Source organism: Pseudomonas sp. LBUM1647, from assembly GCF_059716175.1.
Genome location: NZ_CP166809.1, coordinates 6,814,232 through 6,830,603 on the forward strand (window position 1 = coordinate 6,814,232; position 16,372 = coordinate 6,830,603).

At 59.2% G+C, this 16,372-nt stretch carries 13 protein-coding genes; all 13 read right to left on the bottom strand.

The genetic code is table 11. The features are described from left to right. Positions 1–3 precede the first annotated feature (3 nt). Positions 4–2,118 carry a hypothetical protein gene (locus tag ACA059_RS31530; protein WP_497632207.1) on the bottom strand — a complete coding sequence of 705 codons (2,115 nt, stop codon included), beginning with the start codon at positions 2,116–2,118 and terminating at the stop codon, positions 4–6. Then, positions 2,105–3,298 carry a DUF3142 domain-containing protein gene (locus ACA059_RS31535; protein WP_497632208.1) on the bottom strand — a complete coding sequence of 398 codons (1,194 nt, stop codon included), beginning with the start codon at positions 3,296–3,298 and terminating at the stop codon, positions 2,105–2,107. Before ACA059_RS31535 ends, ACA059_RS31530 begins: the two co-directional genes overlap by 14 nt. Positions 3,299–3,348: 50 nt before the next feature. Then, entirely contained in the window at positions 3,349–5,379 is a 2,031-nt protein-coding gene (locus ACA059_RS31540; RefSeq protein WP_497632209.1) for a pyridoxamine 5'-phosphate oxidase family protein, read from the bottom strand. A 63-nt stretch (positions 5,380–5,442) separates the two neighbouring features. Beyond that, complete coding sequence (locus tag ACA059_RS31545) at positions 5,443–6,069, bottom strand: glutathione S-transferase family protein (RefSeq protein WP_497632210.1); 627 nt, start codon at positions 6,067–6,069, stop codon at positions 5,443–5,445. A gap of 131 nt (positions 6,070–6,200) precedes the next feature. After that, positions 6,201–7,103, bottom strand: coding sequence for a LysR family transcriptional regulator (locus ACA059_RS31550; protein ID WP_497632211.1), 903 nt, complete (start codon positions 7,101–7,103; stop codon positions 6,201–6,203). A 78-nt stretch (positions 7,104–7,181) separates the two neighbouring features. Then, entirely contained in the window at positions 7,182–9,014 is a 1,833-nt protein-coding gene (gene glmS / locus ACA059_RS31555) for a glutamine--fructose-6-phosphate transaminase (isomerizing) (RefSeq protein ID WP_497632212.1), read from the bottom strand. A 1-nt stretch (position 9,015) separates the two neighbouring features. Then, positions 9,016–9,792, bottom strand: a complete 777-nt coding sequence (locus tag ACA059_RS31560) for a DeoR/GlpR family DNA-binding transcription regulator (RefSeq protein ID WP_415758534.1) — start codon at positions 9,790–9,792, stop codon at positions 9,016–9,018. A 203-nt stretch (positions 9,793–9,995) separates the two neighbouring features. Next, positions 9,996–11,363: a bifunctional UDP-N-acetylglucosamine diphosphorylase/glucosamine-1-phosphate N-acetyltransferase GlmU gene (gene glmU, locus ACA059_RS31565; protein WP_497632213.1), complete on the bottom strand. Its 1,368-nt coding sequence runs from the start codon at positions 11,361–11,363 to the stop codon at positions 9,996–9,998. Between the two features lie 116 nt (positions 11,364–11,479). Next, positions 11,480–11,905, bottom strand: a complete 426-nt coding sequence (locus ACA059_RS31570) for a F0F1 ATP synthase subunit epsilon (protein WP_008155716.1) — start codon at positions 11,903–11,905, stop codon at positions 11,480–11,482. A gap of 45 nt (positions 11,906–11,950) precedes the next feature. Beyond that, positions 11,951–13,330 (bottom strand): F0F1 ATP synthase subunit beta, encoded by a 1,380-nt coding sequence (gene atpD / locus ACA059_RS31575; protein WP_149628570.1) that lies wholly within the window; start codon positions 13,328–13,330, stop codon positions 11,951–11,953. 27 nt (positions 13,331–13,357) lie between these two features. Further along, positions 13,358–14,218: a F0F1 ATP synthase subunit gamma gene (gene atpG, locus ACA059_RS31580; RefSeq protein WP_458510657.1), complete on the bottom strand. Its 861-nt coding sequence runs from the start codon at positions 14,216–14,218 to the stop codon at positions 13,358–13,360. A gap of 50 nt (positions 14,219–14,268) precedes the next feature. After that, the gene (gene atpA, locus ACA059_RS31585) at positions 14,269–15,813 is read right to left on the bottom strand and encodes a F0F1 ATP synthase subunit alpha (RefSeq protein ID WP_033059681.1); all 1,545 of its coding nucleotides are present in this window, start codon (positions 15,811–15,813) and stop codon (positions 14,269–14,271) included. 21 nt (positions 15,814–15,834) lie between these two features. After that, the gene (locus ACA059_RS31590; protein ID WP_033059683.1) at positions 15,835–16,371 is read right to left on the bottom strand and encodes a F0F1 ATP synthase subunit delta; all 537 of its coding nucleotides are present in this window, start codon (positions 16,369–16,371) and stop codon (positions 15,835–15,837) included. Between the last annotated feature and the right edge of the window lies 1 nt (position 16,372).

Here is a 16,372-nt window from a genome sequence, read left to right on the forward strand (position 1 = left end):
GCCTTACCGCGCCTTGCGGCGGCGATTGATCAGCAACAGCGCCGCTGCCGTGACCGCTATCACACCGCCAATCTGCAACGGTGTTTTGTATGGCCGCAGCTGCGAACGCGCGGCATCGGTGACCTGGGTCACATAGCGTTTGTCGGCGCTCTGAAAGTCCGGATCCTGGCATTGGTGACCAAAATCGCCGGCCCAAACCACATACGGACCTTCCTCGACATACCGACGGTAGAAAGCGCTTTGCTCTTGCAGGCTGGTGCCCCACGACGAAGCCTTGCACAGCACCGAAGCAAACGCCTGACTGCTGTGGGGCAGCTGATCAGCGGCCTTACTTGCCAAAGCCGTGGCGACAAAACGGTAGTGGAAACGCTCATCAGGCTTCGCCACCGTGGCTTGCTGACGCTGCACTTCACCCTCGGTCATCAGCGGTCCGACCTTGAGTTCAGCGCTTTCGAGACTGTAATTGCCGCCGAAGGTGGCGTAATCCGGGGACAGTTCGTAACCCAACAACTCCATTCCGTCGAAACGGGCCAGTGTCGCGGCGTAGTAGTAAGCGAATGCCCGTTTGGTCGGCCACCATTTTGATTCGGCGTCGTGGCGCAACTGCCCGTACCACTTGGCCCTGGCCTGCCAGTCGGCGTTATCGAAATAGGCTGGCGCTTCGTCGTACCGCTCTTCGCGCAGCAAACGCCGCCCGAGCAAATTGCGCAGTTTCGCCGCCACCGGCAACTGCACGTAGTTATCGCGATCCTGCTGAGTCAAAGGTGGCGGCGCCGGCACTTGAGTGTCGACGTATTGCTTGAGCTCATCGACGGTCAACACCCGCTCGGCGACCGTGGCTGCGTCGAACCAGTAAATATCTTTACTGCGATAAAGCTGATCGAACGCTTGCAGGTAATCCCCGCGTTGCAACGCCAGGATCGCGCTTTCCCCTTCAACCCGACACTTGGGCTGAAGCGTTTCGAAGTCCCAGTCTGGCGTACGACGCTCGCCCCACGACTCATTCTGCGGGAAGGCCTGGGCAGCCTTGGCATACGCCGCGGCAGCCGCGTTTTTATCACCATCGCGCACGGCCAGTTTGGCCCGCAGCCACCACGCCAGTCCGCCATCACCGGCGTGTTCGAGGAAGGCCTTGGCGCTCGCGTAGTCGCCCTGTTGATAATTCACGGCCGCCAGACGATCAGCATTATCGAGGCTGCCGCGGGTGCTGTTTTGCAGCAGTTTGATCAGTTTCAATTCGTTCGGCGGTTGATCGCCGAATGACCAGCCCAGTCGGCTGATCAACGACGCTGTCACCAGTTGCTGTACCGGTTTGCCGTTGAGCAACACGGCCAGTTGATCGTCAGGCATCGCCGCGAGGTCGGCTACCAACAGTTTCAGCGAGGTGTAACCCACCGCCGAACCCTGAAGGTTTTGCGTGGCGTAGAGTTCGATGGCGCGGTTCCAGTCGCCGGCCGTGCGGGCTACGCGGGCCTCTTCACCAAGACTGGCGACGCCCAGTTCCAGTGGATCACTGAAGCCATCGATGCTCAGCTGGCGGGTCTGCTCGAAAGCCTTTCGAGATTGAGCCAATAGGTCAGGGCCCGCGTCCGCTTCGGAGCTCATGGCAAACAGCGCCCGGCCTAACGAATAAGCCGCCCAGGTGCTGCGCAACGCCCGTTGATCCGCCGGCAATGCCAGCACCTTCTGGAAGTACTCGGCTGCCAGCCCATGATCACCGGCATTGAATGCCACCGCGCCGCCCAGATAGAGCTTGAGCTCAGCCGGAAGGCTCGCGCCCTGAATCTCGACCTCATGCGCATCGGTCAGGCTGCGTAACTGTTTCACCAGCGTTTGCTGCTCAGCCGTCAAACCGGATTGTTCAGCCTTATCCCGCTGTTCTGCGTAGTCGGGCGCATCCATGTTATAGGCGGTTTCGGTGACGTTCTTCAGCCCGGCGACCGCATGCCCGAGGCGACTGACTTCAAATCTGAAGTTGCCTTCCGGCAGCTCCGCCAGCGACTGGCCGCGGTTGTCCAGCAGACGCATCGGGAAATCCGGCCCACAGGCCAGCGCCGAACCCAGCGGCAGGCTGAGGCTCAGGCAAAGCAGATGGCGGGGCCAGTTACGGGTCAACATTCGAACCTCCTTGATCAATATGTGCGCAACGAGCCCAACCCACGGCGCGCTGCCCGCCGGCCGGTATTCGACCGTCGCGCAGGCGGGTGAAGATAAGCAGATCCGGACGCTGTTGCAACGCATAACCGGCCAGCGCATCGGCACCGTCACAGCTCTGCACCGCGAGGGTCAGGCGTTCGGGCCAGGCGCTGTCGAGGTTGCCTTGATTGCTGAGGCTGATGTCATAAAGGTCGTTCTGCACCGAGAGTTTCAGCGCCAGTCGACTGTCGAGGGCATCGCCACGAGCCACGGCGCTCAGGGTCGTCAGACTCCAGGCCCGGCGGTCGCTGGCCAGCGGCAGACGAAACCAGATCAGGCCCGCCAGATGCGCCGGTGGATCGTTGCGCAATTCGCTCCCTAGTCGGCTCAATTGCTGCGGATCGGCGAGCAATTCCCGGCGTTTGCCGCCCTGTTCGATCGGCACTTCGCTTTCCACTACCGGCGCACCGCCGCCCGGCAACAACGCCACACCATAGGCCGGCAGCGCCAGATAGAAAGGTTGGGAAGTGACGCGGCTCCAGGCCTTGGTCCATTTACGGGCCTGATCCGCGTCAAACAAGCCAAGACGCGGATCGCTCACCGCATGCACCTGCAATACGCTGCTGTCGACTGTGGATAACAGCGCCGGCAACTCGGGGCTGTCGAGCCAGGCCGGCAATGCAGTGATGCTCAGCGCAATAGAGGCCGGCAAAACTGCGCGCAGGTGCGTAAGAAATTCGCGGTAGGTCGGTAGCCGAGCATTACCGGCATCGTGGTCGATTTCCACGCCGGAGAGATTCAGCCCCAGCCCTTGCCAATCGCCCAGCATCTGCTGGATCTGCGCGGTGACTTCGTCCCGATCCAGCGACTTGAGTTGGCCGTCGAGACGAATCACCGCGATCAGCGGCCGACCATCACGTTTGAGCAGCGCCGGGTCAATCCGCGCCCGGCTCCAACCCGCCTCGGGGAATGCCTGCAAGGCCAGCACCCGCAGGGTGGAAAAGTCAGCGCGGCTGTCCCTCAGCGCCGCTTCGTGGGCCGGTGTCCATTGCCGTTGCCAGACGTAGAGTTGCTGATCGAGCGCTGGCGCGTCCTGTCGTTCGCAACCGTTGAGCAATGCCACCGCAACAATCAACGCCGACAGACGAGCGAAAAAATACATAACCGAATCTGATCCTTGTCGCAGCGGCCAGAAGCTGCGTTCGGCAGATGCTACAGGTCGAGGACCAAAGGCTGCGACCCCTGCGCCGGAATCGCACAGCAAATCAGCACTTGTCCGTCGTCCGGCACTTCGGCCGGCGGCTGTGGATAATTCACCTGGCCGCTGATCAAGCGAGTCTTGCAGGTCCCGCAGGAACCACCGCGGCAACTGAACTCCGGGCGCAACCCACGGCTTTCCGCCAACTCCAGCAAACTGCCACCGTCCGGTTGCCAGCGGGCCTCTTTAGCCGAGCGCTGAAACACCACCGGCACCGAGGTCGTAGCAGCGGGCGGTTGCTCGATGACCACCGCGTCGGGGTCCGGCACCCGGCGCAAGGTCGAGGGGCCGAAGGTTTCGGCGTGAATCCTTGCATCACGGATGTTCAGTTCCCGTAGGCCGTCGTACAGCCCTTGGGTAAAACTGCCCGGACCGCAGAGGACAAAATCCAGCTGATCGTAGTCCTCCACTTCAAGGAGGGTCTTGAGCAACGCGGTGTCGATCCGCCCGCTCAGGTCGAAATCCTCACCCTCCAAGGCCCCGGCTTCCGGCTGACTCACCAGACGCAGCACCCTGACCGCGTCGCCGGCATCGTCGAGCAAACGATCCAGCTCAGGACGAAACGCTTGATCGGCCAACGTGCGCGAACTCTGGAAGAACCAGGTCGGTCGGATGCGGCGGGTGCGCAGGCCTTGGTAAACCACCTCGCGCAGCATCGACAGCAGCGGCGTTATGCCGACACCGGCAGCCAGAAGCACCAGCGGCCGACGTTCATTAGGTGCCACGGTGAAATGCCCTTGAGGCGCACGGGCCTCCAACAGATCACCGACACGAACCTGCTCATGCAGGTGCGAAGACACCAAGCCTTCGCGCTTCACACTGATGCGGAAAAAATCATCGGACGGCGCACTCGACAGGCTGTAAGTGCGGATGTGCACCTCGCCGGCAATGTTGAAGCGCAGCGGCAAATGCTGCCCGGCCTGAAACACTGGCAACCCCGCGTCATCGGCGGGCTCCAGATAGATTGAGCGGATGTTGTGGCTTTCCTCTTTGATGCGCGCCACCCGCAGCGGCCGCCAACGATCGCCCAAGGCCTGGGCTTGCAGACGAGCGTTGGCCTGCTCCCAGGTGCCGGTCAGCAAACTGGTGGGTGACACGCCGTCGAAGCGCCACCGCAGAGCAAGCGCGGCGGGCCGACGCACCACGCTTTCCACCTCGACTGTCCACAAGCGCTCGGCCCCTTGAAACGCCTCGACCTGTGGGCCTTCAAGAATGACTTCGGTGCGACCTCTGAGGTGCAGCAGGTCTCCCGAATTGAAATCGATAAACAGCAAACCGGCCCGGGGATTGAGCAGCAGGTTGCCCAAGGTGTTGAAAAACAAGTTGCCGGCGAAATCCGGAATGGTCAGGCGATTGCCTTCGACCTGTACGAAACCGGCCTGGCCGCCGCGGTGAGAAACGTCCACCGAACGTTGGCCATCGACGTCCACGTAACTGGCGACAAAGAACGTATCGGCTCCCGCAATCAGGGTTTTGGCCGCATCATCCAGCCCGTTGAGGTGATGCGCGATGCGAGTCGACGGATCCGCCAACGGTACCGAGCGAAACTGCCGCAATTGAATGTATTGCGGGCAATTGCCGAAAGACTGCTCAACGGCAACATCGAAGCCGCTCGCCGTCATCGCGCCGACTCGGCCGTTGAGACGATTGCGGCGACGGGTGTGCAGTTCGATCCCCAGCAGGCCGATGGCCGCACCCTCCGTCAATTGAGCCGGATCGTCGGCGCCCGGCAGGCTGCGAAATTGCAGTGTGCCCGGCTCGGGCGAGTGAGCGAAACCCGGTGGCCCCTCAAGAATACTGGCCCAGGGATTTCCGTCGGCATCCACCGTGCCGTACAGCATGAACGGCAGTTGCTCATAGAACGTGCGGTGCTGATCCGGCATCTCGCTGCGAATCACCTTACGACCGAGCACCTCCATTCGCTCGGCAACGCCCACATGAGCCTGCAACTGTTTCTCGCCAGCGTGCCAGGGTGAACGGTCCACAACGACTTCTCCCCTGCGCCATCGGCGCAGTGTGAATGACCCGACAGTGACGGGCCGTAAGCATCAGGCAGTTTTTTGCAGACCGGCAACGGTGCGCGGCATGCCGACAAACCCTGGCAAGGCTTCGATCCGCGCCAGCCAGGCGCGAATGTTGGCGTAGTCCTCCAGGGACACGTTGCCTTCTGGCGCATGGGCGATGTAGCTGTAGGCCGAAACGTCGGCAATGGTTGGCTCGGCGCCAGCCAGATACGGCGTTGCTGCCAGTTCCTGATCGATCACTTTGAGCAAGGTGTGGGAATAAGCGATCACTTCTTCAGCGTTGTAAGCCGCACCAAACACCGTGATCAGCCTCGCTCTGGCGGGGCCAAAGGCAATCGGCCCAGCGGCAATCGACAACCAGCGCTGAACCTTGGCCGCCCCAACCGGATCGGTTGGCAGCCAGCGGCCATTGCCATATTTCTTTGCCACGTAGACCAGGATCGCATTGGAGTCAGCCAACACCACACCTTGATCATCAAGGACCGGAACCTGACCAAATGAGTTGAGTGCAAGGAAGTCCGGCTGTTTGTGCGCGCCCTTGGCCAGGTCGACAAATATCAGCTCGGTCGGCAGTTGCAGCAGGGACAGCATCAGCTCCACACGATGAGCGTGGCCGGAACGTGGGAAGTTGTAGAGTTTGATCGCTTGCATGGTCGACTCCGCTGGGTGGTGGCGCTGTTGAACAGTGTTCAGCACCGATGGGGAGCTATCTTCCACCCGCAACCAAAACAACAGAATAACCAGCCAACGCAATCCATTATTTCACCCAGTGAAATAAACCATCACGCCTGCAAGGACGGGTGTTCACGCAGCGCGCTCACCGCAAAATCCACAAAACTGCGAATCCGCACAGGGGCCTTGCGCCCGCCCTGATAGACCACATGGATAGGCAATGGCGGCAGTTCGAAGTCAGCCAGAACGATTTCCAGCTCACCGGAGGCGACTTTGCTCGCGACCTGATAAGACAGAACCCGGGTCAACCCCAAACCCAGGCATGCCGCCGTAATGGCCGCCTGATTGGCCGTCACCACCAGGCGCGGCGCTGGTCGAACACTCAGCGGCTCTCCCCCTTCGAGGAATGGCCAGGTTTTCGACTGACCGATAGAGGACGTCGCAATAACCGGCGCCTGAGCCAGATCCTGAGGATGTCGAGGTCGACCATGGGTCGTCAGGAATTCCGGCGAGCCGCATACCACCCGCCGAACCTCACCCACGCGAATCGCGTGCTGATTACTGTCGGGCAACTCACCGATCCGCACGGCGACGTCGATGCCCTCCTCGACCATGCTGACCACTCGATCGACCAGCAATCCATTGATGCTGACTTCAGGAAATTGCGTCAGATAATCCACCATCACTGGCGTGACAAACAGCTCACCGAACAACACCGGCGCAGTAATCGTCAATTGCCCACGCGGTTGAGCATGACTGCCCGCCGCCGAATCCTCGGCTTCCTGCACCTCGGCGAGAATCCTCCGACAGTCTTCCAGATAACGCTGACCCGCCTCGCTCAAATGCACGCTGCGGGTAGTGCGCGTCAGCAGCAACGTGCCGATGCGTTTCTCCAGCGCCGCCACCGCGCGAGTCACGCTGGCTGCCGACAGGCCCAAACGCCGCGCCGCCGCCGAGAAGCCTTGGTCTTGGGCGACGGCAGCGAAGACCTGCATTTCCTGGAATCGGTCCATGGGCGTGTCCTCAATTCAGATAAAAAAAATCGCAACCGTAGGCTGCGATTTTTAATGTTTCCATCACCTGTGGATAACTTATTCCACCGTCACCGACTTCGCCAGGTTACGCGGCTGGTCGACGTCAGTGCCTTTCAATACAGCAACGTAATACGAGAGCAACTGCAGCGGAATGGTGTAGAGGATCGGCGACAGGATGTCGTGGATGTGCGGCATTTGCACAACATGAGTGCCTTCGCCATTGGTCATGCCGGCCTGCTCGTCTGCGAAGACGATCAGCTCGCCACCCCGGGCGCGGACTTCCTGGAGGTTGGATTTCAACTTCTCCAGCAGCTCGTTGTTCGGTGCCACGGTGACCACCGGCATGTCGTTATCCACAAGCGCCAACGGTCCGTGTTTCAGCTCGCCGGCCGGATAGGCTTCAGCATGGATGTAGGAGATTTCCTTGAGCTTGAGCGCCCCTTCCATCGCCACCGGGAATTGCGCACCACGACCGAGGAACAGGGTGTGGTTTTTCTCAGCGAACAGCTCGGCGATTTTTTCGACGGTACCGTCCATGGCCAGGGCTTCGCCGAGGCGGGTTGGCAGGCGACGCAGCTCTTCAACCAATGTGGCTTCGACGCCTTTGGCCAACGTGCCGTGAACCTGACCCAAGGACAGGGTCAGCAACAGCAGACCGACCAACTGAGTGGTAAAGGCTTTGGTCGAGGCCACGCCGATTTCGCGGCCGGCCTGGGTCAGCAGAGTCAGATCGGATTCGCGCACCAGCGAGCTGATGCCGACGTTGCAAATCGCCAGGCTCGCCAGGTAACCCAACTCTTTGGCGTTACGCAGGGCAGCCAGGGTGTCAGCGGTTTCGCCGGACTGGGAAATGGTCACAAATAGCGTGTCGGCCTGCACCACCACCTTGCGGTAGCGGAATTCGCTGGCGACTTCCACCTGGCACGGGATGCCGGCCAGTTCTTCGAGCCAGTAACGGGCAACCATACCGGCGTGGTAACTGGTGCCGCACGCGACGATCTGCACGTTACGCACTTTGGCGAACAGCTCCGCAGCCTGTGGACCGAACGCTTGCACCAGCACTTGATTCTGGCTAATGCGACCTTCCAGGGTGCGCTGCACCACAGCCGGTTGCTCGTGAATTTCCTTGAGCATGAAGTGGCGGAATTTGCCCTTGTCAGCGGCTTCAGCGCCATCGCGGTACTGCACCGATTCACGTTCGACCACTTGGCCGCTCAGGTCCCAGATCTGCACGCTGTCGCGGTGAATTTCGGCGATATCGCCTTCTTCCAGGTACATGAAGCGGTCAGTGACCTGGCGCAGGGCCAACTGATCGGAAGCCAGGAAGTTTTCCCCCATGCCCAGACCGATGACCAGCGGGCTGCCGCTGCGGGCCGCAACCAGACGATCCGGTTGCTGACCGCTGATCACCGCCAGACCGTAAGCACCGTGCAGCTCTTTGACAGTAGCTTTCAGGGCCACGGTCAGATCAGGCAGATCTTTGAGTTTGTGGTTCAACAGGTGAGCAATGACTTCGGTGTCGGTGTCCGAGGTGAACACATAACCCAAGGCTTTCAGTTGCTCGCGCAGGGCTTCGTGGTTCTCGATGATGCCGTTGTGCACCACCGCCAGATCACCGGAGAAATGCGGGTGAGCGTTGCGCTCGCACGGCGCACCGTGAGTGGCCCAGCGGGTGTGGGCGATACCCAGGCGGCCGGCCAGCGGTTCTTCGGCCAGCGCCAGTTCCAATTCACTGACCTTGCCCGGGCGACGCCGGCGCTCAAGCTTTTGGTCATTGGTGTAGACCGCTACACCCGCACTGTCATAGCCACGGTATTCCAGGCGTTTCAGGCCTTCGAGCAAGATGGCGGTGATATTACGTTCTGCGACTGCGCCGACAATTCCACACATGCTATTTCTCCTGACTGACAGCCGCGAGGATCAAGTTGATTCCGCGGGCCTGAATCTGATCCCGTGCCTCAAGCGGCAGGCGATCATCGGTAATAAGGGTATGGACGCTGCTCCAGGGCAGCTCCAGGTTGGGAATCTTGCGGCCGATCTTGTCGGCCTCCACCATGACAACCACTTCCCGGGCGACTTCAGCCATGACCCGGCTCAGCCCCAGCAGTTCGTTGAAGGTGGTGGTACCGCGAACCAGGTCGATGCCATCGGCACCGATGAACAACTGGTCGAAATCGTAAGAGCGTAGGACCTGCTCCGCCACCTGCCCCTGAAAGGACTCGGAATGCGGGTCCCAGGTGCCGCCGGTCATCAACAGTACCGGCTCATGCTCAAGTTCGCTCAAGGCATTGGCGACATGCAAGGAGTTGGTCATCACGACCAGGCCCGGCTGCTGGCCGAGTTCCGGAATCATCGCCGCGGTGGTGCTGCCGCTGTCGATGATGATCCGCGCATGCTCACGAATGCGTGTGACGGCAGCGCGGGCGATGGCCTGCTTGTATTTGGACACCGGTTGACCAAGGTCGGCCACCAGTTCTTGAGGCAGGGTAATCGCTCCGCCATAACGGCGCAGCAGCAAACCATTGGTCTCAAGCGCCGCGAGATCCTTGCGGATCGTAACTTCCGACGTTTCGAAGCGCTTGGCCAGCTCATCCACACTGACTTCGCCCTGCTCATTGAGCAAGGCGAGGATGTTGTGACGGCGTTGAGGTGTATTGCGTTTCGACATGGCTTGGTAAGTTTCGATTCGAAAGATAACGGAAGCAATCAAAACCTATTGTCGAAACTTCGTCAAGCGTGGGGCGATAAAAAGATCTGTGGATAACCCATAAAAAGATCGCAGCCTTCGGCAGCTCCTACAGGGAATTCGTGTTCACTCTGTAGGAGCTGCCGCAGGCTTCGATCTTTTGATCTTCAAGAGCTGTGGATAACTCAGCTCTTCTTGATTTTCTCAGGCCGCTTCCAGCCATCGATATTCTTCTGCCGCGCACGGCCCACGGCCAACTGCGCGTTATCCACATCCTGCGTAATAGTCGAACCCGCCGCCGTGGTCGCGCCCGAAGAGATATCCACAGGCGCAACCAACGAGTTGTTGGAACCGATGAACACATCTTCACCCAGCACGGTTTTCCACTTATTGGCGCCATCGTAGTTGCAGGTAATGGTGCCCGCGCCGATGTTGGTACGCGCACCGACTTCGGCATCACCCAGATAGGTCAGATGACCGGCCTTGGCGCCCTCGCCGAGATGAGCGTTTTTCAACTCAACAAAGTTACCCACATGGGCGCGTGCTTCCAGCACAGTACCTGGACGCAAACGAGCGAAGGGGCCGGCATCGCTGCCTTCACCGAGAATCGCGCCTTCGATGTGGCTGTTGGCCTTGATCACCACACCTTTGCGCAGGGTGCTGTCCTTGATCACGCAGTTCGGACCGATCACCACGTCGTCCTCGATAACGACCTTGCCTTCGAGGATCACATTGATGTCTATCAGCACGTCGCGGCCGACGGTGATTTCACCGCGCACATCAAAACGAGCCGGGTCACGAAGGGTCACGCCTTGAGCCATCAAACGACGACCGGCGCGCAGCTGATAGTGACGCTCGAGCTCGGAAAGCTGCTTGCGGTCGTTAGCGCCCTGCACTTCCATGGCGTCATGCGGTTGCTCGGTGGCCACCACCAGACCGTCGCTGACCGCCATGGCGATCACGTCGGTCAGGTAATACTCGCCCTGGGCGTTGTTGTTCGATAGACGGCTCATCCAGCCACCCAATTGCGCGAACGGCAGCGCCAGAATGCCGGTATTGCCTTCAGTGATCGCTCGTTCGGCTTCGTTGGCGTCTTTCTGCTCGACGATGGCTGTCACCTTGCCGTCGGCGTTGCGGACGATGCGGCCATATCCGGTCGGGTCGTCCAGTTCTACTGTCAACAGACCCAGTTGCTGCGGCGCTACTTGCTTGAGCAGACGCTGCAGGGTCTCGACTTCGATCAATGGCACGTCACCATAAAGAATCAGGACGGTGTCGGACTCAATGAAAGGCACCGCTTGAGCAACGGCGTGGCCAGTCCCAAGCTGTTTGTCCTGCAGGACGAAATTAAGATCATCAGCTGCCAGACGCTCGCGCACTGCATCGGCGCCATGGCCGATGACGACGTGGATGCGTTGTGGATCAAGTTGCCGGGCGCTGTGGATAACATGGCCGAGCATCGAGTTGCCAGCAATCGGATGCAGAACTTTCGGCAGTGCCGAACGCATGCGAGTGCCCTGACCAGCAGCGAGGATAACGATTTCTAAAGACATGACTGGCTACCAATCCTGGGAGGTCAGCGGCTGCGACCAGGTTATGAATATCTAAAAAGAAAAAAGGGTAGCCGAGGCTACCCTTTTTAATCAATCGCACAACAAGCGGTGGCCTATTAGTGGCCGAACTTCTTGCGGATCTGCTGGACGGTGCGCAGCTGAGCTGCGGCCTCGGCCAGACGTGCGGCAGCAGAACCGTAATCGAATTCTGCACCACGGTCATGCAAGGCCTTCTCGGCAGCCTTAACGGCTTCCTGAGCGGAGGCTTCGTCCAGGTCGGCAGCACGTTGCACAGTGTCGGCAAGTACCTTGACCATGTTCGGCTGAACCTCGAGGAAACCGCCGGAGATGTAATACACCTCCTCTTCCCCGCCCTGCTTGATCAGGCGGATCGGGCCCGGCTTGAGATTAGTGATCAGCGGCGCGTGACCCAGGGCGATACCAAGATCACCCAGTGCACCGTGCGCAACCACCATCTCGACCAGGCCGGAGAAGATTTCCCCTTCCGCGCTGACGATATCGCAATGGACTGTCATAGCCATCTGATTGCCTCAACCTAAATTAGCGCCCGTTGCCGGGCGCCGGGATTACAGTTTCTTGGCTTTCTCGATCGCTTCTTCGATGCCGCCGACCATGTAGAACGCTTGTTCTGGCAGGTGGTCGTAGTCACCGTTGAGGATGCCTTTGAAGCCAGCAATGGTGTCTTTCAGGGAAACGTATTTACCCGAAGCACCGGTGAAGACTTCAGCCACGAAGAACGGCTGCGACAAGAAACGCTGGATCTTACGAGCACGGTTTACCAACTGCTTGTCGGTTTCCGACAGCTCGTCCATACCCAGGATCGCAATGATGTCCTTCAGTTCTTTGTAACGTTGCAGAACATACTGTACGCCGCGAGCGGTGTCGTAGTGGTCCTGGCCGATTACGTTCGGGTCCAGCTGGCGCGAAGTCGAGTCGAGTGGATCGACCGCTGGGTAGATACCCAGGGAAGCGATGTCACGGGACAGAACGACGGTGGCGTCCAAGTGGGCGAAAGTGGTCGCTGGCGACGGGTCAGTCAAGTCATCCGCAGGTACGTATACCGCTTGGATCGAAGTGATCGAACCGTTTTTGGTCGAAGTGATGCGCTCTTGCAGAGTACCCATCTCTTCGGCCAGGGTCGGCTGGTAACCTACTGCGGAAGGCATACGGCCCAGCAGTGCGGATACTTCAGTACCGGCCAGGGTGTAACGATAGATGTTGTCGACGAACAGCAGAACGTCGTTACCTTCGTCACGGAACTTCTCGGCCATGGTCAGGCCGGTCAGTGCTACGCGCAGACGGTTACCCGGCGGCTCGTTCATCTGACCGTAAACCAGTGCCACTTTGTCCAGAACGTTGGAGTCCTTCATCTCGTGGTAGAAGTCGTTACCCTCACGAGTACGCTCACCCACACCGGCGAACACGGAATAACCGCTGTGCTCGATGGCGATGTTACGGATCAGTTCCATCATGTTTACGGTTTTGCCTACACCGGCACCACCGAACAGACCGACTTTACCACCCTTGGCGAACGGGCAAACCAGGTCGATAACCTTGATGCCGGTTTCCAGCAGGTCGTTGCCGCCAGCTTGTTCAGCGAAGGTTGGCGCAGGACGGTGAATGCCCCAGCGCTCTTCGGTGTCAATCGGACCAGCTTCGTCGATCGGGTTGCCCAGGACGTCCATGATCCGGCCCAGGGTCGCTTTACCGACCGGTACGGAGATGGCTGCGCCGGAGTCCTTGACTTCCAGACCGCGCTTCAAGCCTTCGGTGGAACCCATCGCAATGGTACGAACCACGCCGTCGCCCAGCTGTTGCTGAACTTCCAGAGTGGTCCCTGCCGCGCTTTGTACCAACAGCGCGTTATAGATGCTCGGTACGCTGTCGCGTGGAAATTCCACGTCGATAACGGCGCCGATGATTTGAACGATACGTCCGCTACTCATAGCTGGATCCTCTGAATATTTGAACCGTTAAACCGCGGCAGCGCCGCCGACGATTTCCGAGATCTCTTGGGTGATCGCAGCCTGACGCGCCTTGTTGTAGACCAGCTGCAAATCGCTGATCAAATCACCGGCGTTGTCGGTAGCGTTCTTCATCGCGATCATCCGCGCAGCTTGTTCAGCCGCGTTGTTCTCGACCACCGCCTGGTAGACCTGCGACTCGACGTAACGGACCATCAAGCCGTCAAGCAGCTCTTTGGCATCCGGTTCGTAGAGATAGTCCCAGTGGTGCTTGAGCGATTGATCCGGGGTTGCCTCCAGTGGAATCAACTGCTCCACAGTAGGCTGTTGCGTCATGGTGTTGATGAACTTGTTGGACACCACGGACAGGCGATCAATACGGCCGTCCAGGTAGGCATCCAGCATCACCTTGACGCTGCCAATCAGATCATTGATCGACGGTTCTTCACCCAGGTGGCTGATAGCTGCAACGACGTTACCGCCGAAGTTGCGGAAGAAAGCCGCACCCTTGCTACCAACAACACACAGATCGATCTCGACGCCGTTTTCACGGTTTTTCGCCATGTCCTTGACCAAGGCCTTGAACAGGTTGGTGTTCAAGCCACCACACAGACCACGGTCACTGCTCACTACGACATAACCGACGCGCTTGATTTCACGCTCGATCATGAAGGGGTGGCGATATTCCGGGTTGGCGTTGGCCAAATGACCAATAACCTGGCGGATGCGCTCCGCGTAAGGACGGCTAGCAGCCATGCGCATTTGTGCCTTGCGCATTTTACTGACCGCCACTTTTTCCATGGCGCTGGTAATCTTTTGCGTGCTTTTGATGCTCGCAATCTTACTGCGAATCTCTTTTGCGCCTGCCATGTAACACCTATCAGGTTAGCAAGCGGGAGCCTTGCGGCTCCCGCTGCGGCTTACCAGGTTTGGGTGGCCTTGAACTTCTCGATACCGGCTTTCATGCCAGCGTCGATTTCGTCATTGAAGTCACCCTTCACGTTGATCTTCGCCATCAATTCGGCGTGATCGCGGTTGAAGAAAGCAATCAGCGCTTGTTCGAAGCTGCCGATCTTGGCGATTTCAACGTCAGTCAGGAACCCACGCTCAGCGGCATACAGCGACAGCGCCATGTCAGCGATCGACATTGGTGCGTATTGCTTCTGCTTCATCAGCTCGGTAACGCGCTGACCATGCTCAAGTTGCTTACGGGTCGCTTCGTCCAGGTCAGAAGCGAACTGGGCGAATGCCGCCAGTTCACGGTACTGAGCCAGAGCGGTACGGATACCACCGGAGAGCTTCTTGATGATCTTGGTCTGAGCGGCACCACCCACACGGGATACCGAAACACCGGCGTTCACAGCAGGACGGATCCCGGAGTTGAACATGGCCGATTCCAGGAAGATCTGACCGTCGGTGATGGAAATCACGTTGGTCGGAACGAACGCGGAAACGTCGCCAGCCTGGGTTTCGATGATCGGCAGTGCGGTCAGGGAACCGGTTTTGCCGGTCACTGCGCCGTTGGTGAACTTCTCTACGTACTCTTCCGAAACGCGGGATGCGCGCTCCAGCAGACGGGAGTGGAGATAGAACACGTCGCCTGGGTAAGCTTCACGGCCTGGTGGACGGCGCAGCAGCAGGGAAATCTGGCGGTAAGCCACTGCTTGCTTGGACAGATCGTCATAAACGATCAGCGCGTCTTCACCGCGGTCGCGGAAGAATTCACCCATGGTGCAACCGGAGTACGGTGCCAGGAACTGCAGTGCTGCAGATTCCGAAGCGCTCGCGGCAACGACGATGGTGTTAGCCAGTGCGCCGTTTTCTTCCAGTTTGCGAACCACGTTAGCGATGGTCGATTGTTTCTGACCGATCGCTACGTAGACGCAGAAAATACCGCTGTTTTTCTGGTTGATGATCGCGTCGATCGCCAGAGCGGTTTTACCGATCTGACGGTCACCGATGATCAGCTCACGCTGGCCACGGCCGACAGGAATCATGGCATCGACAGCCTTGTAGCCAGTCTGTACAGGCTGGTCTACCGACTTACGCCAGATCACGCCTGGAGCAACTTTCTCGACCGCATCGGTCTCGGTGTTGTTCAGCGGACCTTTGCCGTCAACTGGGTTACCCAGTGCGTCGACTACGCGACCCAGCAGTTCCTTACCAACCGGAACTTCGAGGATGCGGCCAGTGCACTTGGCGCTCATGCCTTCAGCCAGAGACTGGTAAGAGCCCAATACAACGGCACCTACAGAGTCCTGCTCCAGGTTGAGAGCCATACCGAAGACGCCGCCCGGAAACTCGATCATCTCGCCGTACATTACGTCGGCCAGACCGTGAATCCGCACGATACCGTCAGATACGCTGACGACAGTGCCTTCGTTACGGGCTTGGGAGGTCACATCGAGCTTGTCGATGCGGCCCTTGATAATTTCACTTATTTCGGAAGGATTGAGTTGCTGCATTGCTCTGCTGCCCCTTCAAACTCAAGATTTCAATGCTTCGGCAAGGTTCGCGAGTTTGCCGCGAATCGAGCCATCGATTACCAGGTCGCCGGCGCGGATGATGACACCACCAATAAGGGTGGCATCCTCCGCAGCGTGCAGTCGCACTTCCCGGCCGAGCCGTGCACTGAGAACCTTGGCGAGTTTGTCTTGCTGTTCTTGGTTCAATGCGAAAGCACTGGTTACGTCCACGTCTACCGATTTCTCTTGTTCGGCCTTGTACAGGTCAAACAGAGCGGCGATCTCCGGCAAAAGCGGGAGACGGTCGTTTTCGGCAACGACGTGAATGAAATTCTGTGCCTTGGCATCGAACTTGTCGCCACACACGTCAATAAACGTGGTGGCCTTGTTTGCGCTCGTCAGTCGCGGGGCCTTGAGCACGCGCTGCATAGTGTCGTCTTGCGACACTGCTGCAGCCAGGCCGAGCATGGCTGACCAAGAGGCCAGTTGCTGGTGGGCCTGGGCGTGCTCGAAGGCTGCCTTAGCGTAAGGTCGGGCCAACGTGGTCAATTCTGCCATG